At 61.5% G+C, this 23,996-nt stretch carries 15 protein-coding genes and 2 rRNA genes; 12 read left to right on the plus strand and 5 right to left on the minus strand.

The genetic code is table 11. The features are described from left to right. Positions 1-233 precede the first annotated feature (233 nt). The 4 genes from AC6I0Y_RS04145 (at position 234) to AC6I0Y_RS04160 (ending at position 5,509) form a co-directional block, all read left to right on the plus strand. Positions 234-3,201: ribosomal RNA gene (locus AC6I0Y_RS04145) — 23S ribosomal RNA — on the plus strand. A gap of 93 nt (positions 3,202-3,294) precedes the next feature. Continuing rightward, a 5S ribosomal RNA gene (gene rrf, locus AC6I0Y_RS04150) occupies positions 3,295-3,408 on the plus strand. Between the two features lie 171 nt (positions 3,409-3,579). Next, positions 3,580-4,491 (plus strand): glycosyltransferase, encoded by a 912-nt coding sequence (locus tag AC6I0Y_RS04155; protein WP_497733258.1) that lies wholly within the window; start codon positions 3,580-3,582, stop codon positions 4,489-4,491. A 4-nt stretch (positions 4,492-4,495) separates the two neighbouring features. Beyond that, complete coding sequence (locus AC6I0Y_RS04160; RefSeq protein WP_497733259.1) at positions 4,496-5,509, plus strand: glycosyltransferase family 2 protein; 1,014 nt, start codon at positions 4,496-4,498, stop codon at positions 5,507-5,509. Here the strand turns inward: AC6I0Y_RS04160 and AC6I0Y_RS04165 are convergent. Next, on the minus strand, positions 5,506-6,690 hold the full coding sequence (locus tag AC6I0Y_RS04165; RefSeq protein ID WP_497733260.1) for a glycosyltransferase family 4 protein: 1,185 nt from the start codon (positions 6,688-6,690) through the stop codon (positions 5,506-5,508). The genes AC6I0Y_RS04160 and AC6I0Y_RS04165 overlap by 4 nt on opposite strands. 163 nt (positions 6,691-6,853) lie before the next feature. Here AC6I0Y_RS04165 and AC6I0Y_RS04170 point away from each other — a divergent pair, with 163 nt between their 5' ends. Then, positions 6,854-7,816 (plus strand): glycosyltransferase family 2 protein, encoded by a 963-nt coding sequence (locus AC6I0Y_RS04170; RefSeq protein ID WP_497733261.1) that lies wholly within the window; start codon positions 6,854-6,856, stop codon positions 7,814-7,816. Then, positions 7,803-10,601, plus strand: coding sequence for a YfhO family protein (locus AC6I0Y_RS04175; RefSeq protein WP_160707548.1), 2,799 nt, complete (start codon positions 7,803-7,805; stop codon positions 10,599-10,601). The genes AC6I0Y_RS04170 and AC6I0Y_RS04175 overlap by 14 nt, the downstream gene beginning before the upstream one ends. On the opposite strand, the gene AC6I0Y_RS04180 is transcribed toward AC6I0Y_RS04175, so the two are convergent. Both AC6I0Y_RS04180 and AC6I0Y_RS04185 read right to left on the minus strand, forming a co-directional pair. Further along, complete coding sequence (locus AC6I0Y_RS04180) at positions 10,598-12,400, minus strand: ATP-binding cassette domain-containing protein (RefSeq protein WP_160707550.1); 1,803 nt, start codon at positions 12,398-12,400, stop codon at positions 10,598-10,600. The genes AC6I0Y_RS04175 and AC6I0Y_RS04180 overlap by 4 nt on opposite strands. 14 nt (positions 12,401-12,414) lie before the next feature. Beyond that, positions 12,415-13,200 (minus strand): ABC transporter permease, encoded by a 786-nt coding sequence (locus AC6I0Y_RS04185; RefSeq protein WP_160707552.1) that lies wholly within the window; start codon positions 13,198-13,200, stop codon positions 12,415-12,417. A gap of 145 nt (positions 13,201-13,345) precedes the next feature. Here AC6I0Y_RS04185 and AC6I0Y_RS04190 point away from each other — a divergent pair, with 145 nt between their 5' ends. From AC6I0Y_RS04190 to AC6I0Y_RS04200, 3 genes are read left to right on the plus strand one after another with little or no spacing between them, the layout of a single operon-like run. Beyond that, on the plus strand, positions 13,346-14,440 hold the full coding sequence (locus tag AC6I0Y_RS04190; protein ID WP_160707554.1) for a glycosyltransferase family 2 protein: 1,095 nt from the start codon (positions 13,346-13,348) through the stop codon (positions 14,438-14,440). Positions 14,441-14,459: 19 nt separating this feature from the next. Then, positions 14,460-15,614, plus strand: a complete 1,155-nt coding sequence (locus AC6I0Y_RS04195; protein ID WP_497733262.1) for a glycosyltransferase family 2 protein — start codon at positions 14,460-14,462, stop codon at positions 15,612-15,614. 49 nt (positions 15,615-15,663) lie between these two features. Further along, entirely contained in the window at positions 15,664-16,794 is a 1,131-nt protein-coding gene (locus tag AC6I0Y_RS04200) for a LicD family protein (protein WP_160707558.1), read from the plus strand. Between the two features lie 13 nt (positions 16,795-16,807). Here the strand turns inward: AC6I0Y_RS04200 and AC6I0Y_RS04205 are convergent, their stop codons facing one another. Both AC6I0Y_RS04205 and AC6I0Y_RS04210 read right to left on the minus strand, forming a co-directional pair. Next, positions 16,808-18,271, minus strand: a complete 1,464-nt coding sequence (locus AC6I0Y_RS04205) for a DUF2142 domain-containing protein (protein WP_160707560.1) — start codon at positions 18,269-18,271, stop codon at positions 16,808-16,810. 20 nt (positions 18,272-18,291) lie between these two features. Further along, positions 18,292-19,308 carry an acyltransferase gene (locus AC6I0Y_RS04210; RefSeq protein WP_160707562.1) on the minus strand — a complete coding sequence of 339 codons (1,017 nt, stop codon included), beginning with the start codon at positions 19,306-19,308 and terminating at the stop codon, positions 18,292-18,294. 82 nt (positions 19,309-19,390) lie between these two features. Here AC6I0Y_RS04210 and AC6I0Y_RS04215 point away from each other — a divergent pair, with 82 nt between their 5' ends. The 3 genes from AC6I0Y_RS04215 to AC6I0Y_RS04225 are packed head-to-tail and all read left to right on the plus strand — an operon-like array spanning position 19,391 to position 23,924. Further along, a complete protein-coding gene (locus tag AC6I0Y_RS04215) occupies positions 19,391-20,587 on the plus strand; it encodes a glycosyltransferase family 2 protein (RefSeq protein WP_497733263.1) in 1,197 nt (398 codons plus the stop codon). Beyond that, a complete protein-coding gene (locus tag AC6I0Y_RS04220) occupies positions 20,580-21,716 on the plus strand; it encodes a glycosyltransferase family 2 protein (protein WP_160707566.1) in 1,137 nt (378 codons plus the stop codon). Before AC6I0Y_RS04215 ends, AC6I0Y_RS04220 begins: the two co-directional genes overlap by 8 nt. A 30-nt stretch (positions 21,717-21,746) precedes the next feature. Next, positions 21,747-23,924: a DUF6541 family protein gene (locus tag AC6I0Y_RS04225; protein ID WP_160707568.1), complete on the plus strand. Its 2,178-nt coding sequence runs from the start codon at positions 21,747-21,749 to the stop codon at positions 23,922-23,924. Positions 23,925-23,996 lie beyond the last annotated feature (72 nt).

Consider the following 23,996-nt stretch of genomic DNA (forward strand, 5'->3'; position numbering starts at 1 on the left):
GTCCGCAGCATCCGGCCCTCGGGGCTCCGCCCCGCGCACCTTGACAGTTGCATAGCGCGCGGCACGAATGTGTCGCGAACCATGATACGAAACCACAATCCCAATGCACCATGCATTAAGAAGGTGGTCCGCATCGTGGACAGACAATACGATCGCAAACGTATGTTTGAACATAAGTTCAAAGTATCTGGAGAAGCAACTACGATGCTTCTCCGTGCGAACCTTGGACGGTAGATGAAGATACCAAGGGCGCACGGCGGATGCCTTGGCACAGGAAGTCGAAGAAGGACGCGGCAAGCTGCGATAAGCCTCGGGGAGGAGCACACATCCCTTGATCCGAGGATCTCCGAATGGGGGAACCCGCCCGGGGTCATGCCCGGGCACCCCGCCCTGAATCAAATAGGGGCGGGGGGACAACCCGGGGAACTGAAACATCTAAGTACCCGGAGGAAGAGAAATCAACCGAGATCGCGCGAGTAGCGGCGAGCGAAAGCGCGCGAGCCCAAACCCGGGCGCGTGTAAGCGGCAGGCGTTGCCGCCCGGGGGTCGTGGGAGCCTCATCCCAGGCGCTGCCCGCCTGGGCGGGGTCACAAAGGAGCTGGGTAGCGGAACGGCATGGAAGGGCCGGCCGCAGCGGGTAAGAGCCCCGTACGCGAAACCCAGCTCCCCCCGTGGGGATTTCCCGAGTAGGGCCGGACACGTGAAACCCGGTCCGAAGCCGGGGGGACCACCCTCCAAGGCTAAACACTCTCCTGTGACCGATAGCGCACCAGTACCGTGAGGGAAAGGTGAAAAGCACCCCGAGAGGGGAGTGAAACAGTACCTGAAACCGTGCGCCTACAAGCAGTCGGAGCAATCTTGCATTGTGACGGCGTGCCTTTTGTAGAATGAGCCAGCGAGTTGCGGTATGCGGCGAGGTTAAGTTATGAAACGAGCCGCAGCGAAAGCGAGCCTTTAAGATGGCGTTTTAGTCGCATGCTGCAGACGCGAAGCCGGGTGAGCTATCCATGGGCAGGCTGAAGCGGGGGTAAGACCCCGTGGAGGGCCGAACCCACTTCGGTTGAAAACGGAGGGGATGACCTGTGGATAGGGGTGAAAGGCCAATCAAACCCGGAGATATCTCGTTCTCCCCGAAATAGCTTTAGGGCTAGCCTCGGCCGTTCTCCCATGGTGGTAGAGCCACCGGATCCCTGAGGGGGCTTCACCGCCTACCGACGGGAACCGAACTCCGAATGCCATGGGATCACAGGCCGGGAGTCAGAGCATGTGGGCTAAGCTGTGTGCTCGAGAGGGAAACAGCCCAGACCGCCCGCTAAGGCCCCCAAGTCATCGCTGAGTGGCAAAGGATGTGCGTCTGCCCAGACAACCAGGATGTTGGCTTAGAAGCAGCCATGCATTTAAAGAGTGCGTAACAGCTCACTGGTCGAGTGGACATGCGCCGACAATTCACGGGGCTAAGCGATGCGCCGAAGCGGCGGAATGATTCATTTCATTGGTAGGGGAGCTTTCCGTCACCGGAGAAGCCGCGGGGCGACCCGCGGTGGAGGGGACGGAAGTGAGAATGCTGGCATGAGTAACGAGAGCTGGGCGAGAAACCCAGCCGCCGTAAGCCTAAGGGTTCCTGGGCAAGGCTAATCCTCCCAGGGTCAGTCGGGAGCTAAGGCGAGGCCGGAAGGCGTAGCCGATGCGCAACGGGTGGACATTCCCGTACCGCTGATGGGCCGCTATCTACCGAGGGGGCGACGGAGAAGGGTAGCCGGGCGGGGTTCTGGACGTCCCCGTGAAAGCATGTAGGGCGAGGCGCGTGGAAACCAGCGCCTCACGTGAGCCTGAGACGCGAGACGAAGCCTCATGGCGAAGCCGGCGAGCCCATGCTTCCGAGAAAAACCTCTAGGGAGGACCATCGGCGCCCGTACCAAAACCGACACAGGTGGGCGGGTAGAACATACCGAGGCGATCGGGAGAACCATGGTTAAGGAACTCGGCATACTGGCTCCGTAACTTCGGGAGAAGGAGCGCCCCTGCGGGTGAAGGACCTCGCGTCCGGAGCGTGCGGGGGCCGCAGCGAAACGGCCCAAGCGACTGTTTATCAAAAACACAGGACTCTGCAAAGTCGTAAGACGACGTATAGGGTCTGACGCCTGCCCGGTGCCGGAAGGTTACGCGGATGCGTTAGCACTCGTGCGAAGCGCTGAAGCCAAGCCCCGGTAAACGGCGGCCGTAACTATAACGGTCCTAAGGTAGCGAAATTCCTTGTCGGGTAAGTTCCGACCTGCACGAATGGCGTAACGATTTGGGCGCTGTCTCAACCATGGACCCGGTGAAATTGTACTGTTCGTGAAGATGCGAACTGCCCGCGGAAGGACGGAAAGACCCCGTGAACCTTTACTGCAGCTTGGCATTGGCAGTTGGTACGACGTGTAGAGGATAGGCGGGAGCCTGGGAAGCGGGAGCGCAAGCTTCCGCGGAGGCGCCCTTGGAATACCGCCCTCGTCGTGCCGGCTGCCTAACGCGCGGCCGTGACCCGGCGCGCGGACCGTGCCAGGCGGGTAGTTTGACTGGGGCGGTCGCCTCCCAAAAAGTAACGGAGGCGCGCGTAAGGTCCGCTCAGGACGGTCGGCAACCGTCCGCAGAGCGCAAGAGTACAAGCGGGCTTGACTGCGAGGCCCACAAGCCGAGCAGAGACGAAAGTCGGTTCTAGTGATCCGGCGGCTCAGAGTGGAATGGCCGTCGCTCAACGGATAAAAGGTACTCCGGGGATAACAGGCTGATCTTGCCCAAGAGTCCACATCGACGGCAAGGTTTGGCACCTCGATGTCGGCTCATCGCATCCTGGGGCTGAAGTCGGTCCCAAGGGTATGGCTGTTCGCCATTTAAAGCGGTACGCGAGCTGGGTTCAGAACGTCGTGAGACAGTTCGGTCCCTATCCTCCGCGGGCGCAAGGGAATTGAGGAGATCTGCCCCTAGTACGAGAGGACCGGGGTGGACGGACCTCTGGTGACGCGGTTGTCGACCAACGGCACCGCCGCCTAGCTACGTCCGGCACGGATAACCGCTGAAGGCATCTAAGTGGGAAGCCGCCTCCGAGATGAGTTCCCTTTCCGGTAAGGGCCCTCGTAGACCACGAGGTCGATAGGGCGCAGCTGCAAGCAGGGCGACCTGCTCAGGCGAGCGCTACTAATAGCCCGAGCTCTTCATCTCAGCATCAGGCATAGCGTTTCGATCGCGTTCGCGCCGCGCGCATGCAGCCGTCAGGGCCCGCGGGACGGGCCCCCTCGTGGGAGCACCTCCCATGAGCGGAACCATGGAGAGGGGGATCACCCGGTCCCATTCCGAACCCGGCAGTTAAGCCCCTCCTCGCCGAAAGTACTGCGGGTCAGCCCGTGGGAGGATAGGGCGTTCCGCTCATGTGGGGTGCTTCACCGCTATCTAGAGACCAGCTTCGGCTGGTCTTTTGCTTTTCTGGGGCTTTGGTGGGGCAAAGACCCCGCCCGTCCCTTTGGGGACTCCTGTACTAGAATGGAAAAAGCCTAATCAGGACTATCTTTTCGCTTCTGGGAGGAGGGAGGCTGCGGCTCCATGGGCATCTCGGTTCTCATATCGGTGTATGGGGGCGCGAACGCCGAGCACCTCGGCGTTGCCTTAGAGAGCATCGCGGCGCAGACCCTTCCGGCCGATGAGGTCGTTCTCATGGAGGACGGGCCCCTCGGCGCGGCCCATCGGGACGTCATCGACGCCTATGCGGACGAGCGAACACTGGTGATCGCGCTGGAGCCGGGGGATGACCGCCCGTCGATAGAGGGCAAGCGCGCGGCAGCGGTCGCGTCGGCGGGATGCGGGGGCGACGCGGGTTCTGCGCCGCGCCTGGTCATCGGGCGGTTCTCCGAGAACGTGCAGCTGGGCCGCGCGCTGGCGGCCGGCGTCATTCTGTGCTCCTGCCCGCTCATCGCCCGCATGGACGCCGATGATGTTGCGCTTCCCGAGCGCCTGGCCACCGAGGCCGCTTTCCTCCGGGAACATCCGGAGGTGTCGGTTCTGGGGGGTGCCATCGAGGAGTTCGACGGGGATGTCGTCAAGGGCACTAAGACCATTCCCGGCGGCGAGGCGCTGCGGGCGTACGCCAAGTTCCGCTGCCCGGTGAACCACATGACCGTGATGATGCGCCGCGAGGCCATCCTGGGCGCGGGAAACTACCGCCACTTCCCCGGCCTGGAGGACTATGAGCTGTGGAGCCGCGTCCTGGCGGCCGGCTACGTGCTCGACAACATTCCTGACGTGCTGGTGCGCGCTCGCTGCGACAGCGGCTTCTACGACCGACGGGGCGGGGACGACTACGGCCACCGCTACCTGGAGCTTCGCCGCATGCAGCGGGAATGGGGCCTCCTCAGCAGGCGCGAGCACCTCAAGGCGTGCGCTGCGACGGCGGCCATGGTGTATGCGCCGCGCTCGCTGCGCAAGCTGTTCTACAAGATCCTGCGGAGAAAGGGCTAGGGGCATGGACAAGCTGCTCACGGTCGTCGTTCCCGCCTATAACGTGGAGCGCTATCTCGACCAGTGCCTGGGAAGCTTCGTCGAATGCCCGGCGCGCGAGGAGCTCGAGGTGCTCGTCATCGACGATGGCGCCACGGACGGCTCGCTCGAGATTGCCCAGCGCTACCGCTTCCAGCATCCCGACCTCTTCCGCGTCTTCCATAAGGAGAACGGCGGCCATGGCTCGGTCATCAACTTCGGCGTCGATGAGGCGCGCGGTGCCTATGTGAAGGTGGTTGATGGGGACGACTGGGTGGACGGTGCCGCCCTTGCCGGACTCATCGAGGTGCTGGCGCTGGGGGATGCTGACGTGGTGGCCTCCGACTACCACTGTGTCGAGGATGGCAGCTATCGGCTGCTCGACCACCGCCATGCTGCCGCTGACCCGTCGCATTACGGGCGCGTCTGCGGCTTTGACGTAGTGGCGGATGAGGAGATCATGAAGATCCACTCGCTCACCTACCGGACGAGCATCCTGCGCGATAACGGCGTCCGGTTCGCCGAGGGGTGCTTCTACGAGGACGCGCAGTTCGCCATCTTCCCCCTGCCGTTCTGCCAGACGGTTCGCTATGACGACAACGTGGTGTACCAGTACCGCCTGGGGCGCGCGGGGCAGAGCGTGGACATCACCTCGCTTGTGGCGCGTCGTGCCGAGCATGAGCGCATCCTCGAGTCTCTCTTCGCGCTTAGCGATGAGCAGGCGGGGGCGGACGCGGGGCATCGGGCCTACCTCGATCGGGCCATCGCCTACTTCGTGCAGAACCAGTATCAGATCTACCTGGCACGCGGGCTGGGAGGCGGCTCCTTTGCCGAGATGCGCGCGTTTGACCGACGGCTTCGCACCGAGCAGCGCGGCGTCTACGACGCGGTGGGGAAGAGGAGCATCTGGCTTATCCGGAAGACGGGCTACGCGGCGTTTCCGCTCGGCGTGGCGGCCTATCGGGCTCGGGAGGCGCTGCGGGGCCTCAGGCGGCGCTAGCGCCCGTCACAGCCGGGCTTGCGCCCGTCGTCATGCGAGGCCTCCTCGGCATGTCGTGACGCCATCTGGTCGGGAAGGTAGTCCTTGCGGCCGCGCGGGTGGTAGTGATGCAGCAGCACCGGATCGAGCAGGCGCAGCTTGAGCACCATGTAGAGGGTGACCCCCAGGATGATGACGAGGAACGGGATGCGCATGAGCCCCGTGGTCTCGGTGATGAAGATGCCGCTGAGAGCGAGGATGAGCGTCCAGCCCCACATGATGAGGACGGTCTTGCGCTGGCTGAAGCCGGCCTGGAGCAGGCGGTGGTGGATGTGCCCCTTGTCGGCCGCGTCGATGGGCTTGTGCGCTCGCACGCGGCGGATGATGGCGAAGGCCGTGTCGAGGACGGGGATGCCCGCGGCCAGCACCGGCACGAGCAGCGAGACGAACAGCGCTGAGCGGGCGATGGCCATGAGCGAGACGATGCCGAGGGCGAACCCGAGGGTGAGCGCGCCCGAGTCGCCCATGAAGATGGATGCCGGGTGGAAGTTGTAGCGCAGGAAGCCGACGCAGGCGCCGGCGAGCGCGATGCTGAAGACGGCCGCGTCATAGCGGTGCGTGATGATGGCGAACACGAAGATGGTGGAGGCGCTGATGGCGCAGATGCCCGCCGCGAGCCCGTCGAGCCCGTCGATGAGGTTGATGATGTTCGCGAAGGCCACCAGGTAGAAGATGGTGAGCGGATAGGCAAGCCAGCCGAACTCGATGTAGCCGGCGCCGAGGGGGCTGTGGATGCTTGAGAGCAGCAGCCCCGAGCAGGCCACGATGGTGGCGGCGATGATCTGGCCCGCGAGCTTGATGCGCGGGCGGAGGCTCATGACGTCGTCGACGAATCCCACGGCGAACATGAAGAGCACGCCGACGAGCATGACCGGGTAGTTGACGGGCATGCCCGGGTAGGACACGAAGGGGGAGCGCCAGCCAGCCCAGCGCATGCCGGCGAACACCACAAGGACGCAGATGACGAGGCCGCCGAGGATGGCCACGCCGCCGAGGCGGGGGATGGGGCGGTTGTTCACGCGGCGGGAGCTGGGGTAGTCGATGGCGTCAAGCCGGGTGGCAAGCCGCTTGGCCAGGGGAGTGAGGGCTATGGTTGCAATCAGGGCGACCGTGAAGAGCACGCCGCATTCCAACCAGTCCATGAAGATGTTCTCCTGTCGTTGAGCGGCCGAGGTCGCACGTCTATGACGAAACAAGCATTATACTCTACTAGGCGGCGTATTCTCCGCCGCGGCGCCATACAATAGAGCAATTCGGCGAAGGCCTCGGCGCCTTCGGGACGAAAGACGAGTGAAAGACACCTCAATGCCCCTGATTTCCCTGGTCGTGCCCTGCTATAACGAGGAAGAGAGCCTGCTGGCCTTCTTTGAGGAGACGATGCGGGTGGTTGACGCGATGCGTGCCGAGCGGGGCGACGTGCGCTTCGAGCTCGTCTTCGTAGACGACGGGTCGACCGACGGGACGCTTGGGGCGATGCGCGCGCTGACCGCCGCGGGCGAGGGGCGCGCGGAGGTGCGCTGGGTGTCGTTCTCGCGCAACTTCGGCAAGGAGGCCGCGTTGCTGGCGGGCCTGCGCGAGGCGCAGGGCGACTACGTGGCCACCCTCGACGCGGATTTGCAGGATCCTCCTTCGCTGCTGCCGGAGATGTACCGCATTCTCCTGGAGGAGGACTACGACAACGTGGCCACGCGTCGCGTCGACCGGGTGGGAGAGCCGCCGGTGCGGTCGTTCTGCGCTCGGGCCTTCTACCGCATCATCAACCGGCTCTCCGATGCCGACATCGTGGACGGCGCCCGCGACTATCGGCTCATGCGCCGCCGCATGGTGGACGGCATCCTGGAGCTGGGGGAGTACAACCGGTTCTCGAAGGGCATCTACGGCTGGGTGGGCTTCAAGACCCGCTGGCTGCCGTTCGAGAACGTGGAGCGGGTGGCGGGCGAGACCAAGTGGAGCTTCTGGGGGCTGCTGCGCTACTCCATCGAGGGCATCGTGGCGTTCTCCACGGCGCCGCTGTCGGCCGCTTCGCTCATCGGCGTGGTGCTCTGCCTCGTTTCTGTCGTGTTCGCCCTGGTCATCGTGGTTCGCACCCTTCTGTTCGGCGATCCGGTGGCTGGCTGGCCGTCGCTTGCGTGCATCGTGTTGTTCGTCGGCGGCCTGCAGCTGGCGTGTTTGGGGGTCATCGGCCAGTACCTGGCCAAGACCTATCTGGAGACGAAGGGCCGTCCCCTCTACCTGGTGCGGGAGCGTAGCGACGATGACGGCTGCTAGGGCCCGCCGCGGAGCGGTCGCCTTTGCCTGGGGCGTTCTGGGCTTCGCGCTGCCGGTGCTGATGCTCGCGGCGGTGAGCGCCTGGAACGGGGTGTACCCCTTCGGGCCGGCCTCGTTTCTGACGGAGGACCTGCTCTACCAGTACGTCGACTTCTTCACGTGGTTCCGCGCGGTGCTCTTGGGCGATGAGTCGCTGTTCTACTCGACGGCCCAGGCGCTGGGGGCCAACACCTGGGGACTGTACAGCTACTACCTGGCGAGCCCCTTCAACCTGCTGGTGGCCTTGTTCCCCGTGGAGCGCGTGACGCTGTTCGTGTGGATGATAACCGCGCTCAAGCTGGGGTGCGTGCAGCTGGCCATGACATGGTTCCTGCGGCGGCGCTTCGGGCTTTCCCGCGGGGCTGCCCTGGCCCTGGCACTCGCGTTCACCTGGTCGTCGTGGACGGCGGCCCAGCTGCGCAACCCCCTGTGGCTCGACGCGCTCATCTGCCTGCCGCTTATGGCGACGGGCGCCTGGGCTCTTGTGCGCGAGGGGCGCTGGCGGCTGCTCGTGGGGGCCACGGCGGCCTCCATCATCGTGTGCTGGTACACCGGCTACATGACCATTCTGTTCCTGTGCTGCTATGCCGTGTTCGAGTGCTTCCTGCGCTGCGTGGACGAGCCGGGGTTCGGCTGGCGGGGCGTGGCGCGCACGGCCCTTCGGTTCGCGGCGGCCATGGTGGGGGCGCTCGCGCTAGCGGCTTTTACCTTCGTGCCCACGGTGCTGGCCATGATGGGAGATGTGAGCGGGCGTGTTGCGGGGGAGCCGGCTTCGGGGCTGCCGTGGGGGACGGCCCTCAAGCTGGGCGGCGCCGCGCTCGTCCTAGGCGCGGTCGGCGTTGTCGCGGTGGTCGCGGCGCTGCGCTGGTCGCGGCCGGCGGCGCGCCGGGGGCTGCGCCCTGCCTTGGCGGCGGGGCTTCTGGCCGTGGCGGCCGCGGCGCTCGTCGTGTTGGAGCGCCTGCACCTGCTGGGGGTGACCTGCACTCTCGTCGAGCTGGCCTCCGGGTTCTTCCTGGGCGGCTGGCGGGTGAACGAGGTGCCGCAGGTCTCGGCGGGGGCGGCGGTGCTGGTGCTCGCGCTCGTGTTCCTGACGTGCTCGCGCCTCGATGCGCGCAAGCGCGCGGCTGCGGCTTGGCTTGGCTTCGCGCTGTTGGCGAGCGTGTGGGTGACGGTGCTCTACTGCGTATGGTGCGGGTTCCGCGCGCCCAACGGGTTCTACAGCCGCATCGGGTTCTTCGTCGTGTTCCTGCTGGTGTGGATGGCGGCCGCGGGTTTGGCTGAGGGGGCGCGTGGGGGGCTTTCGCGCCGCCGTGTGGCGGTGTGTGCTGGCGTGGTGGTCGCTCTTGCCGCAGGCCTGGGGCTTCTGGGCGCGGTGCCGTGGGGCTGCGTGCTCGCCTCCGCGGCGGTTGCGTCGTTGGCGGCGGCTGGCGCGGTGCTGGCGTCACAAAGGGGCGCTCGACGCGTGGCGGGGCCGGCTGTGCTTTCGGCGGGCCTGGCGGTGCTGGTGGGGGCTGAGCTGCTCTTCGGGGCGCATTTGGCCTGGAGCCAGCTCTACGGCATCTTCACCCAGGAGGGGCAGGATGCCTATGCGGCGGAGTCTCGGGATACCCAGGAGGCGCTCACGGGGGCAGACCCGGGGTTCTACCGGGTGGCCAAGACCTACACGCGGGCCTTCGACGTAGCGCTCAACGAGGGGCTGGCCGCGGGGTATCGCGACCTGTCTTCCTACTGCTCAGCCCATGACGGGGCGGCCATCTACTTCCTGAACTCGCTGGGGTACAGCCAGGAGGGGCAGTTCTCCACGCGCTATGCCGAGCCCATCCTGCCGAGCGATGCGCTTCTCGGCGTGCGCTACGTGTGGTCGACCGAGGAGCCGGCGGGCTTCGTGTCCACGGGGGAGGAGTCGGCCCTGACTGGCGCGAGGCTCTACCGCGATCTCTATGCCCTGCCGCTGGGCTACCTGGTGAGCGCTGGCGCCGAGGGCTTCTCGTTCGACGAGCTGGGCGATCCCTTCACGCGGCAGAACGCGTTCGCGAGCGCGCTGGCCGGGCGGGAGGTGGAGCTGTTCCGGCCCTGCGAGGCCGTGGAGGAGCCGGCGGCCGACGGCACGCGCACGTGGCGGGCCCAGGTGCCTGAGGGCGCCATCGGCTACGCCTACGTGGAGGCGTCGCGGCGGGCGGGCGAGTGCCAGCTCGTCGTGGACGGAGGCGACCCGGTGCTGGAGAACGCGCGGTTCCAGCAGTCCATCCACGCGGTGACGGGGGTAACTGAGGCGCCAGTCGAGGTGACGGTGGCCGTGGCCTTCACGAACGAGGGGGAGAGCCTGGCGAGGGATGCCGAGGAGGCCCGGCAGGCGCAGGACGCGGCGGCGTGCCTGGTGTGGTACCTGGACATGGCGGCCCTCGAGGAGCTCGTGGACGAGTTGGGCGCCCGTCCGTTGGAGGTGGAGGCGTTCTCCGGCGCTGGCATCGCCGGCGTGGTCGACGGCGGTGCGGAAGGCGGGCTGCTGATGGTGTCGGTGCCCAACGACCCCGGCTGGACCGTGCGGGTGAACGGCCAGGTGGTGACGACAGCGGACATCGCCGGCGGCGCGCTCACCGGCGTGTCCGTGGGCCCGGGGGAGAACCGGGTGGAGATGACGTACCGCACCCCAGGGCTCGTGCCGGGGTGCGTGGTGTCAGGTGTGGCGCTTGCGGTTGTGGTGGGGCTGACTGTGCACGAGCGAAGGTGCCGACGCTCGGTTTAGCAGGAGGCGGCTTTGGCCAGGATCTCCTTGTCCAGCTCTTGGAAGCGCGTGTGGTCGCCGAGGAATACGAGGTGCTCGATGCCTGGCCCCATCTTCTCCACGTAGTCGATGGCGCGTGCGACGCTATCCAGGTCGCCGGGATCCTCGAGAACGATCAGGGAATCCGATGCAGCGGCGCACGGGCCTGCGGTGAGCGCGTCGAAGGGATTCCAGATAGACGTGATGATGAGGTTGCGCGGTCGCTTCCCCTGCGTGACGATCCAGTCGTCGATGAGGCCGTTGGCGTCATAGGCGTCCTTGCCGCAGAACCGGATGACCTCAAGCCCCGCCTCGCGGAGCGGCTCCAGGCAGCTTTCGGGGAAGGACACGGTACCGCCGAGGACTATGAGGCGTCGGAATGCGCCTGAGGTGAGCGCGGCGAGCGTTTCGGGCGCTATGATGCCGTCGTCATGGTTGAAGAAGAGGGGTGCTCGCTCGCCTTGCGAGAAGGGCAGCAGCGAGATGATGTCTCCGGTACAGCCGTCCCAGGTGATGACGGCGGTATCGCCCCATTGATCGGCTGCGCGGAAGGCTGCGAGCGCCAGCTCGTCGATCGTCGCCTTCTGCAGCAGGGTGACCTTACGCTCGCCGGCCTCGTCTTCGAGGGCGCTCGTGACGACGGGGGAGAGGCGGCATCCGCGGTCGAGCGCGATGACGTGAGACGCGCCGTATTGGCGTAGGGCATGGGCGGTCACGTCCGGGAGGCTCTCGCTCCGGGTGAGCAGGAGCGGGGCGTCGAGCGTGCTGCCGAGCCCGGCGCCGACCAGGCAGGCGGAGGCATCCTCGCCGGGGCAGATGATGACCGTGTCACTCGGACCCTCATGGCAGAGCTCGGCAAGCTTCACGGCGCTCCCGTAGCGGTCGTCTGCCGAAATGGTTCGCGTCAGTTCCTCGCGCGGGGACACGTCGCGGCCGAGCATATCGAAGACACGCTGCTCCGAGGAGGCCTTCCCGGTGTGGCCGCCGAGGACGCGGTAGATGCGGCAGACATCCTGCGCGCTGCCCATCAGGCGGGGATGCCCCTTTTCGATCCAGATGGCCTTATTGCACAGGCGCTCGATCTGGTCATTATTGTGGGAGACGATGAGAACGGTGACCTCGTGTTCCTTGATGAGTTCTTGGATGCGGCGCTCGCACTTTTGCTGGAACATGAAGTCGCCGACCGAGAGCACCTCGTCGACGATGAGTATCTCCGGGACGATGATGGTGGCGATAGCGAAGGCGATGCGCGCCACCATGCCGGACGAGTAGTTCTTCATGGGCATGTCGAGGAACTGCTCGACCTCCGCGAAGGCGACGATGTCGTCGAAGTGCTGCTCGATGAACTTCTTGGGATAGCCGAGGAGCGCTCCGTTGAGGTAGATATTCTCGCGAGCTGTGAGCTCGAGGTCGAAGCCGGCTCCGAGTTCGATGAGCGGGGCGATGTTGCCGTTGATGGTGCAGGTGCCAAGCGTGGGCTCAAGCACCCCTGCGACGATCTTGAGCAGGGTGGACTTGCCCGAGCCGTTGGTGCCGAGGATGCCGAAGACGTCACCCCTCCGTACTTCGAGGGACACGTCATCGAGGGCTTTGAGCTCCTTGAAGCGCAGCTCGTGGCGAGCCAGCGCAATGGCGTACTCCTTCAGGTTGTTCAGCTGCTCGCTTGCCATGTTGAAGACCATGGACACGTGGTCGACGGAGATCATGACCGGGCGCCCCGGCTCCTCCTCGAAGGAGGTAGCGAGGCACTGAAGCGAGGTGGTGTTAATGTTCTCGGCCATTCTTCTTCCTGTGGTTAGACGTAGAGGATGAACTTCTTCTCGTTCTTCTTGAAGACCACGAGGCCCAAGACGAGCATGACGAGGGCCATGCCGAGGCAGACGAGGTTCTCACCCACGCCGGGAGTGTTGCCCCAGAGGGCAATGTCGCGGAAGTAGGTGACGTAGTGGTACATAGGGTTGAACGTCTCGAAGGCGAGCATCCAGTCGGGCAGGATGTCGACGGGATAGAACAGGGGCGTGGCGTAGGTCCAGGCCGTGATGATGACGCTCCAGAAGTGCAGGACGTCGCGGAAGAACACGGCGAGGGTGGCGAGGATGAGACCGATGCCCGCGCTGAAGATGGTCACGTAGAGGATGAGCAGGGGCAGCAGTAGCAGGTTCCACGTGGGCACGATGCGGAAGAACAGCATGACGAGCGCGACCGCGATGAGGGAGATGACGAAGTTCACGAGCGTGAACAGCACTTTCTCAAGGGGGAAGATGAGCTTCTCGATGCGGATCTTCTTGATGAGCGGCGCCGAGTCGATGATGGAGCTCATGGCGCTGCTGGTGGAATCGGCCATGAGCGAGAAGATGGTGTTGCCCAGGATGAGATAGAGGGGGAAGTTCTCAATCTGGAAGCGGAAGAACGTGCTGAACACGGCGGAAAGCACGCACATCATGAGCAGGGGGTTGAGCACCGACCACGCGATGCCCAAGACGCTGCGGCGATACTTGAGCTTGAAATCCTTGGTTACGAGGGACGTTATGGTGAACCAGTTGCGGTTGAGCGCCGCCTTGTCTGTTGCCGAAAAAGCCATGGGCTCCTCAATGGGTCGAATCGGGCATTACTTCTATTCTATCGCAGCCCATGGAAAAGGTGCCTATTTCGAGAAAAACAGCAGGGGGAGAGCAATGCTGGTATCCTTAACGTTAGGCAAACAGCGTCAGATTTGAGGAGGAGCGGTGGTCGTCGAGTGCCCCGAGGAGCGTCAGGTTCCCAAGGTGAGCCTGCTGGTGCCCGTTTACAACGTCGAGCGGTACCTGCGGGAGTGCCTGGAGTCCGCGCGGCGCCAAACGCTTGCAGACATTGAGGTCATCTGCGTGAACGACGGCTCGACGGACGGCTCGCGTGCCATCATCGAGGAGTTTCTCAATGTTGACCAGCGGTTTCGCGTCATCGATAAGGAGAACTCGGGCTACGGGGCGTCGATGAACCGAGGCCTTGGGGAGGCACGGGGCGAGTTTGTGGGAATCCTGGAGTCAGACGACTTCCTGGATGCCGATGCGCTTGAGGTGCTCTATGACGCGGCGCAGGCGGCAAGCGCCGAGGTGGCTAAGGCCGACTTCTACCTGCACTGGTCCGAGCCCGCTCCGCGCGATGAGCGATTCGGTTGGGTGGAGGAGGGTCTGGGCGGCGTGGTCGATCCCCGCGATTACCGAGAAGTGTTCTTCCGCAAGCCCTCCATCTGGTCGGCGCTATACAGACGCTCTTTTTTGGAGGAGAACGACATTCGTTTTCTTGAGACGCCGGGGGCCTCATACCAGGACTCTGCCTTCAACTTCAAGGTGTGGGCATGCGCTCGTCGTGTGGTTCTGGTCGACAGAGCCTTCCTGCACTACCGACAGGACAACGAGGCCTCGTCGGTGAACTCGCCGGGTAAGGTATACTGCGTGTGCGATGAGTACGCTGAGATGCTCCGCTATGTGGAGGAGCGGGGGCTTGACGAGGGCTTCTTCTTGCCGGTCATCGCCAAGATGCGCTACGACTCCTATATGTGGAACTTCGAGCGCCTGACGCCTGCGCTGCGCGAGGGCTTCGCGCAGCGCATGGCGGAGGACTTCCGTCGTGAGGATGAGGCGGACATGGTCGACTTCTCGCTGTTTGAGCCCTGGAAGATCCCCGAGCGTCAGGCGGTAATCGATGATGCTGCCGCCTTCTGCGCACTGCGGGCGACAGGGGAGCGCGACGGCAAGCTGGCCATCCTCGTCCGTTGCTGGCGGGCGGGCGGTCCTGCCTTGGTCGTCCAGGTGCTGAAGCGCCGTCTGGGACGCGGATAGGGGGGGCGCTGTGCCACGCGTGTCTGTCGTGATCCCCGTCTACGGCGTGGAGGACTACCTGGCTCTGAGCGTTGCCTCGGTGCGCCAGCAGACGCTCGAGGACATCGAGATCATCTGCGTGAACGACGGCTCCCCGGACGGGTCGCGCGACATTCTCGCGCTCCTCGAGGCCGTTGACCCCCGCATCGTGGTGGTCGACAAGCCCAACGGTGGACTCTCGTCAGCCCGCAATGCGGGCATTGATCGTGCGACGGGAGAGTACCTGTGCTTTCTCGACGCCGATGATCTCATGGATGAGGGGGCTTGCAGGGCGATAGCCGATGCCTTTGAGCGGACGGGTGCTGACGTGGTTACCTATGGCGCCTCCCCCTATCCGTTGTTTCGCGGCTACCCTTGGCTTGAGCGGGTGCTCAGCCCGCGTGATGCGGTGTATGGGGAGTTCACGCCTGCGTTGCTATTCGACGAGGCGTCCCATCCGTTCGTGTGGCGAACGGCGCTCAGGCGGTCTTTCCTCGTCGATTCAGCTTTGCGGTTTGACGAGGATCTGGCCTATGGGGAGGATGAGGTCTTCCACTTCGCCCTCTATCCGCGATCCTCGCAGACGGTGCTCATCTCCGATAAGCTGATCCGCTACCGGGTGGCTCGTGGGGGGTCGCTCATGGATGGGCAGCGCGGTGATCTTGCCCGGAGGGTGGAAGAGCACCTGGCTATCGTCGGGTGCGTTCTTCGCGACTGGGGTGACGGGGGGTTTCTGGTGCCTTGGGGACAGGAACTCTTCGATTGGTCGGCTGAGTTCCTGCTGCTCGACTTGCTGACACTTCCCGAAGCTGCGCGTCTGGAGTCGGCGTCGTCGTTGCACGAGCTGTGGGTCGAGGCGTTTGGCGAGGAGAGCGCCTGTCGCCTTGCCGTCGCGTCGCGGTTCCACGTGCTGGCGCGTCCGATCGCCTGCAACAGGGGCAAGCTGCCCGGCGGTCGCGTGGCGAAGGCGCGCTACTACCTGAGTCGTCTCACGCCGGCTCGGCTCGCCAAGGTGCTTCGCGGGCGTCTGCGTGCCCGCCGAGCTTCTGCTCCCAGTGCCGTTGAGCAGGCAACCTGGGAGGCCGAGGACGCCCGTCATCGTCAGGAGGCCCTTCAGTTTCTGCGCGCAGAGGCGGTAGCTCCTCGAATTCCGTAGCTCTGTGTTATCGTGTAAGCGAAGGTTTCTCCTTGAGAAGGGGTAAGTCGTGGGTTTTCTTGAGAAGATAAAGAGCGTTCTTCCGGTATCCTCGCGTTCGTTTCACGCTTATGAGCGGGAGTTGAGCCAGAAGCTTGATTCTCTTGAGGTGATGATGCGAGTACTAGGGGATCGGCTTGCTGCTTTTGAGGAGGGTGAACGCGAGATTTCCAAGCGTGTCGAGCAGTCCTATTGGGATATTACGGGAAACATTGACTACAAATTCGAAAAGCTTACTTTGCCAACGCTTCAGAAGATAGAGGGTACGCTCGATGCTCACGATGCGTTTGTTTCGGCTCATCTTTGGGATCAGTATCGCAATGAGGACGAGACTGAAGAAGAGGCCCGACTTCGCTTTTTCAAGAGCATCCCCCCCGCTAAAGGTGCACTGAGGGCTCATCAGACGGCGAGCGCCCAGCTTCTTCGTGAGTTTGACGCGCTTTGCCGTGATAACGGGCTGAGATATTGGATCGAGTTCGGCACACTTCTGGGGGCGGTGCGACATGGCGGGTTCGTACCTTGGGACGACGATCTCGATGTCGGAATGGTCCGACCTGATCTAGAGAGACTGAGAAAGGTGGCGCAACGCGACGATCGATATCGTATTACGGAGGTATTTGACGCGGCGGTCCATTGCCGTCAGATTCGCTTTAGGTACGCTGACGAAGGCAAGCCGTTCTTCATCGACCTTTTCGTTTATGATTTCGTACCTTCTAATTCCAAAACCTTGCTTAAGGCTTACGGCGAGATTCGCTTGGCTATGGTGGAAGCCATGAGGGGTGATTCCCGGCTTGACGCCTGGCATGCTGCCACCTTCGCTCAGGTTGAGGAGAGTCCGGATATCAATGCTGCCTTCGAAGAGGGCAACCACGCGCTTCGCTCCCTCGGTTTTGGGTGTAATGAAGAGGAGGCTCGAGGCCTGGCGTGGGGGATAGAGAACATGGATGGGGGAGCAGCGTATCCCTGGTCGCTATTTCCCATAAATGATGTGTTCCCCCTTCGTCGCTTGCATTTTGAGGGCGTTGAGTGCTTTGTGCCCAACAATCCCGAAGGAATGCTTACGCGCGTTTACGGCGACTACCTTCTTTTTCCGAAAGATATAAGAACCCATTACAAACATGTGTCGCTTGAGGATGAGTAGAACTTCACCGGCGCTAGGAGAAATGAAGGAAAACTGCCCCCAGCTCTGCCCAACCGATGAGGGCCATGAGGGCCATGAACGCCTGAGGGGGCACCTTTTCTAAGGGGGTCTTCCATCGAGGAAGAAGGGCGAAGAGGGCAAGGAACACTGCTGGGATGAGGTAGCGCGACTGGTAATAATCCAAGGCGACGCTCTTGTAGTCCCATAGGGCGATGAAAGTGATGAAGCCGGTCAGGCAGGCGATGACAAGCATTGTGACTCGTTGCCATGCTTTGATTTTGACCAAGGGGCTTGAGTCGAAGAGGAATCCAAGGAAGAGAAGCGCTGCGCTGAGCATCCAGATTCTTGGAATAAGGACTACCGGCGGAACAAACGATCCATGCATGAGGGGCCATCCGAGGTTTCCCCCGAAGAACATACTCAGGTAGAAGACGCCTCGCTCAGTTGCGGTGTTCATTATGCATGGCCAAAGGTCGGCGAGCTGGCCGTTCGTAAGTAGATTATTAAGCGTCTCGCCATATCCGCGTGAGGCAATGAAGAAAACAGCGGCCATCAAGGCTATCGCGAAAATGCCCGGAAGAGCTAGTCTCAGTTTCCTACTCCCTATCTTGGGATAAAGCAAGAGCGCGGTGAGCACGAGGATGAGATAAACGTATTTGCAAACGGCGATGAGAGCGATGAATGCGATAAGCTGGATCCAGTGGATCGGCCGTATTCTCTCCGGTGGAAGGGAGAGCATACGGATGAGCTGTACGACGAAACAGAGTGCGCCTATATTGCACAGAACGTCTGCGGAGCATGATGCCTCCTGCTGGAGCAAGAGGGGGTTAAGGAGGAAGACGCTTGCCGCCCTTTTTCCAAAGGGAAGCGTCTTGAGCATCCAGGCGGCGGCTCCAAGGTAGACCAATCCGTCAGCGAGTCGGCAGACAAAGAGCATGAAGAACCCGTTGACATTGAGGAGCTTGCCGAGCGATGCAATGGCAGAGGGTATCAAGTAATTGATCGTTGAATAGGCGCTGGCGGTAAAGTCCGTCGGCTTCACGTCGTCGTAAGAGAATGGCGAAAAGAGGAGCTCTCCCATTGCGGTATAGCCTTCGATCCATTCATAGGCATCAGGCAATTGGGAAGGAACGAGTAGCTCGCTCATACTTTGATTGTTGAACACGCGATTGATATGCGTGAATTCGTCGGGGATGGTGAAGGGTGGTATGAAGATGGCGTAACCGCAGAGCAAGGGAAGAGCGATAAAGAAGAAACAAAGTGAAGTGCTGTGGCGAACTTTGCCCCAGAGGCGTGCGGGGATGATTAGGGAGGAGGCCAAGAAGACCCCGGCCATTGCGAGACAAAGCGTGTCGGCGTTCTCGAACGTGGGATCTAGGTAGACTTGACTGCCTAGAAGGCTAATGCCGGCAATGGAGAGAGCTGCGTAGGCGGCGCAGAGTGTTGGCGTCTTCAGTCGCGAAAACTCAGGATGCATGGGGCCTGTTCTCCTCGGATCTAGGGGACAAGGTTTCTGATGAGGGGAATCTTCTTAATTATGAGGACAAGCATAAGCGCGCTTGCGTAAATGATAAACGGGCATACAAGCCGCACAAACATGCTTGCGGGGGAGACCTCTCCGAGTCCAAAAATGAGGTAGTCGAGAAGAATCTTATGAATGAGATAGATGCCGAAGCCGCAGCCGGCGATGGAGGCGATGGCTGCAGCATGGCGCTCGAGGAAGATATATGACGGGATTTGCTTGAAAGCCAAGAAAACAGCAACGGAGGGGAAGAAAGCGAAGACAGTGTTGTAGTCAAAGAGAACTCTCACGGTGAAGCCCGCCTCGTAGGAGGCCTGGTAGGTGTATGCGTAGCGAAGCGCCAGGAACAGGATGCCGAGCGCATAGCAGGTAAGGCGACTTTTGCGAGAGATGCTCTGGGTGGCAAGAAGGTATCCGAGTATCGCATAGGTGACGAAGCCGCCAGCGACGGGCAAGTTAAATGCTCCCGACCAGGGAAGATCGAGGGCCTGGCAGAAATAAGGGATGAAAAACGTGAGCAGAAAAGAGGTGATTACCAGGTACCACAGCGCCTTGGTGCTCTGAGCCAAAAGGGAAAGAATGGGCATGGCTAGAGTGATAGAAATGATGGCGAAAAAGAACCAGTAGATTGGTTCGATAGAGCAGTTCATGAAATCTGTGAGGAAGCCAAGGATGCTTAGGGAACTGCCTCCTGCGATACATCGGATAAGGTAGATGATGCCTGACCAAGCAACGAAGGGGATGAGGAGCTTCTTCATCCGTCGTTTGAGAAAGGTCTTCGTGTCATATTTCGCTCGATACTCCATGTTGTTTGCCCCGGTAAGCATGAAGAAGATGGGAACGGCCCAGTACATGACGACCTCGACGGCAAGCGCCTGATCCCATGCCGCTCCTGGCTGGAAGGAGTGGACGAGCGTGTTGCAATGGAGGCAGACTACGGCGAAGCATGCAAAGATGGTGAGCAGGTCAAAGTATAGAATTCTTTTTGCCACGGTGCCTCCAGACGATGCAAGCAATAGTGGCAGTATAATAACAGGTTATATTGCGTAATTATTAGTGTCGAATGGTAGGAGAATGGTGAGATTGTCCGCATTACCGAAGGTTTCGCTCGTTCTCTCTGTATACAACATGGAGGTTTGTCTTCGCGAGACGCTCGACTCAGTGCTGTCTCAATCTCATCAAGATATCGAGGTCATTTGCATAAATGATGGGTCTACCGACGGAACCCTTGCCATTCTGGAAAGCTATGCGGAGGCCGATTCGCGCGTTCGGATTGTTTCTCGGGAGAACCGGGGTCAGGGAGCGTCGCGCAATGAGGGCATCGCGTTGGCGACGGGAGGGTTCCTCATGCTTCTTGATGCCGACGATGTCTACGCTCCTAATCTCGTCGAGTCTCTTCTTCGGGGGATTATGGAAGCTGATGCCGATATTGCCGTCTGTCGTTCAGCTGAGATGGATCACGAGACCGGCGTGGTGGAATCCTCTCCTTGGACGGTAAGGGTCAATCAGCTGCCCGCGCAAGATCCCTTCTCGTGGGAGGACATGACGGATTATATCTTCACCGCCTTTGTTGGGTGGCCTTGGGATAAGATGTATCGTCGTTCCTTCGTTTTGGAGAACGGCCTTGAGTTTCCTGCCCTTCCCAACAGCGAGGATCTTGTCTTTGTCTTCCTTTCTCTTGTGCGGGCTCGAAGGATTACCTTCATCGACGAAGAGCTTGTTCGCCATCGAGTTGGTCGAAGCGGCTCAGTCTCAAACAGTCGAGCTCGAGCTCCCTTTGCGTTCTATGATGCGGGGTGTCTCCTCAAGGCTGAGCTGCAAAAAGATGTCGCCCAGTATGATCGTCTCCGGTGGGGTTTTCTGAATTGGTTTTTCGACTATACACTCTGGAACATCGAGACCATGACAGATGAGGATGTCAAGGACGAGATGGCTCGGGCCTTCGTTGGCGGATGTCTTTCTGAACTGGAGATGGGCAAGCACTGCAAGGCCTACTATTCGCTCGACCCCTTTAATATTCCTCGTTACTACGGGGTTCTTCAAGAGCTGATGGAGGAGGAGAATGAGCAGGTTCCTCGAAGACATGCGCTTCTTGACTCCCTTATCTCTCTTTTGACGAGTTGCAGGAGCCAAGGCTACCGTTTCGGCCTGAAGAGAATCTTGGCAAAGCTTCGTCTGGCGAAACCGCCGGTAATCGAGCAGCCGCTTCCTCCTCGCGGGGATAATTACTTTGCATTTGACTACAATCCTAAGGAGAAGATGAATGACTGACCATCCGTCCGTGAGCGTCGTCGTGCCTTGCTACAACGTGGCCGGGTACCTTCCCGAAACGCTCGACAGCCTTCTTGCTCAGACCTTGACGAATCTCGAGATCATTTGCGTCAACGATGGGTCTACCGACGAAACGAAGGATGTGATCCTTGAGTACGCTTCGCGTGATGGCCGGATCATTCTTGTTGATCGGTCTAACGGCGGTTACGGTTGCGCCATGAACGCTGGGATGGCGGAGGCCAGAGGTCGCTATGTCGGCATCGTGGAATCGGATGACTACGTGGCATCTGATATGTACGAAAAGCTCTATCGCTGTATTGAGGAGAATGAACTCGACATGGTGCGCTCGGACTTCTATAAGTTCTGGACGCGTCCTGATGGTACGAGGGAGGTGCGACGTGAGGAGTTGACTCCCAAGCAGGAGCAGTATAACGTGGTAATCGATCCGCGTGAAGAGAAGGACATCTTCAATGCCCAGATGATGAACTGGACAGGGCTGTACCGGGCGTCCTTCTTGCGTGAAAACGGTATTTGCCACCATGAGAGCCCCGGCGCCTCTTATCAGGATAATGGGTTTTGGTTCCAGACTTTTTGCCATGCCCGACGCGTGATGCTTTTGCCGGAGCCCTTTTATTATTATCGGCAGGACAATGCGGCCTCTTCCATCAACCAAAATAACAAAGTTTTCTGTATGCTTGACGAATACCGATGGATAGAGGATTGGCTGAGGTCAAATTCCGAGCTGGCGGATGAGTTTATCGGGCTATTCCACTACAAGAAGACCCATAACCTCAATTTTGCGTTCTCCCTTCTGGCTGAGGAGTTCCAGATGCCTTTCCTGGAGCGCTACGCTCAGGAGTATCGGGTTGCCCAACGCGCTGGCGAGTTGGATCAAAGCTTCTTCTGGCCCGATGAGTGGAAGACGGTTTGCGCCATTATGGAGGATCCAGAGGATTACCGCAGGAGCTTTAATGCTATTAGGATCGATGCGCCAATCGAAGACCGTGGTTGTGATTCTGGCTACAACGAGGCTCGTGAGAAGGGTCTCGTTTCGGCGTTTTTCTGGGTTGCGAGGAGCGAGGGGATTGGAGCTGCGGTTAAGGCAGTGTTGTCCTTCGCGAGGCGTTAGTTCGTCGGGAAACGTGCGAGGGCGTAGACCGTGTGGACGGAGTTCATTCTCAGCTTCCTTCTGGGTGCGGCATTGCTGGTCGTGCCGGGCGCGGCGGTGTGTCGGGGAGCCCGGGTGCCGTGGGCCTTCGCGCTGGCGGTGGCGCCGGGGTGCTCCGTCGCGCTCTACAGTTTGATCGCGCTGGGGTTCTCCCTGGCCGGGGTGACCCTCTCTGGTGTTGTTCTGCTGGCAGTCGCTTTGGTCGTGGCTGCTGCGGCATGGGGGGGCTTGCGCGCCCTCGCGCGGCGTGGGGTGCTCGGCCCCGGTCCCAAGGCGTCGCGCCCCTCTATACTCCTCGGCTGGGAGCTGGGCCTTTATGTGGCAGTGGGAGTGCTGGCGACTCTCCTCATCCTTGTTCGTCCCCTGAGCGATCCTGCCATGCCCACTCAGGCGTGGGACAACGTGTTCCATTTCGGTACCGTGCGCGCCTTTCTCGATTCGGGCGACTGGTCCTTCCTGAATGTCGCCCAGTACAAGACATCCGTCGACCTGGCCATCGACCCCTTCCCGGGTGCGAAGTTCTACCCGGCAGCTTGGCATGTGCTCGTGGCGCTGCTGGCGGATCTGCTCAAGGTGCCTGTGGTCGTGGCTGCCAATGCCGCCAACGTGCTGTTTGCGGGGGTTGTTTTTCCTGCAGGAATGTTTGCTCTCCTGAGCGTCCTGTTCCCCGAGCGCCGCTCCGCAGTGGTTCTGGGCGCGGTAGCTTGCGTGTCCTTCGTGGCGTACCCCTGGGCTCTCTACACCAGCTGGCAGTTGTTTCCCAATGCTGCCGCCTCGGCGGTGCTGCCTTCTCTCGTATTTCTCTTCATCGCGATGGGGGAGCGCTCGGGCGGTCTCGGAAGGCGCCAGCTTTCAACTCCCTTCGGTCTGATGCTTGTTGCCGTCGCCCTTCTCCAGCCTAATGCGGCCTTCTCAGCGGCGGTGTTTCTCGCGCCCTACTGCGTTTGGTTCGCCAGTCGTCTTCCGAAGCGGTTGCCCCTGATGGGAGGAAGGCCCGCGGTGCTTCGCGCCCTTGCCGGCGTGCTTGCGGCTGCGGCTGTCGCCGGGATCTGGCTCGCTCTCTATCGTGCTCCGTTCATGGCGGGGGTTGTCGAGTATCATTGGGCCTCCTATGCGACGGCCGAGGAGGCGCTCCATAACGGATTGACGCTTTCTCTGTCATACAACCCTCCCCAGTGGGTTCTGGGAGCTTTTGTGCTTGGCGGTTTTGTGGCTTCGCTTCAGCGTGGTCGAACTCGCTGGCTGTCGTTCTCCTACGTCTTTGCCCTTGTTATTTTCGTTGTGGCGACCTCAACTGATGGTTCTCTGAAGCACTTACTCGCCGGCTTCTGGTATACCGATCCCTGTCGTGTGGGCGCGCTGCTTGCGTTCACGGCGATGCCCCTCGCCGCGTTGGGGCTGTCTATCGTCTATCGGCTACTCACGAATTGGGCGAAAGGGCGTTTTCAGCCGGTTGCGCGAGTGGTCGGCTCTGTCGCAGTGGGTGCGGCCTGCTTTTGCGGAGCCTACTTCATTCCCGTGGAGCTGGGCGAGGATGACTGGAGATATGAGGAGAGCCCCTTCGAGTATCTGGAGAAACAGAACAAGCGACCTGCCATGCTCGAGGAAGCTGAAGCCAAGCGTCCCTACAGCGAGGAGAAGGCCGCGTTCGCGGAGAGGGTGAAGGCCATCGTGGGTGATGCCGTGGTAGTGAATCAGCCCTATGACGGATCGCTCTATCTCTACGGAGTGGACGGGTTGCACCTGCTGTACCGCTATATGAGCGGCTACGGCGAGGAGGGGGAGACTGCGGCCAGCCGTGTCATCCGCGAGCACCTGAACGAGTATGCGGGCAATCCGGTGGTGCAGGAAGCGGTTCGTCAGACTCGGGCTCGCTATGTGCTGATGCTCTCCGCCAATGGCCAGGGTGTCGGGCGTTTCAGCTGGGCGTACCAGCCCGATCAGTGGGCAGGCATCAACGCCATTAACCCCGACACTCCCGGGTTCACGCTTCTTCTAGCTCAGGGCAACATGCGTCTTTACCGCATTGACGGAGCTGACGGGACGGAAAGTGGTGAAGGGCTCCTGAAGTCAGGAGAAGGTTCTCGGGCGCTATCGGATGACACCTCCGATAATGATGATGTTGGCCTGACAGGCGCCGGAGGCGCGGGAGACGTTGTCCCTGTGTAATCCCCCTGAAGTTGGGGCATGCTCGCTCTTCTCGTACTACAATAATTCGTTGGCGCCAAAAAGGGCGTCGCC

The sequence above is a fragment of the Adlercreutzia sp. St.1H8 genome, assembly GCF_059728655.1.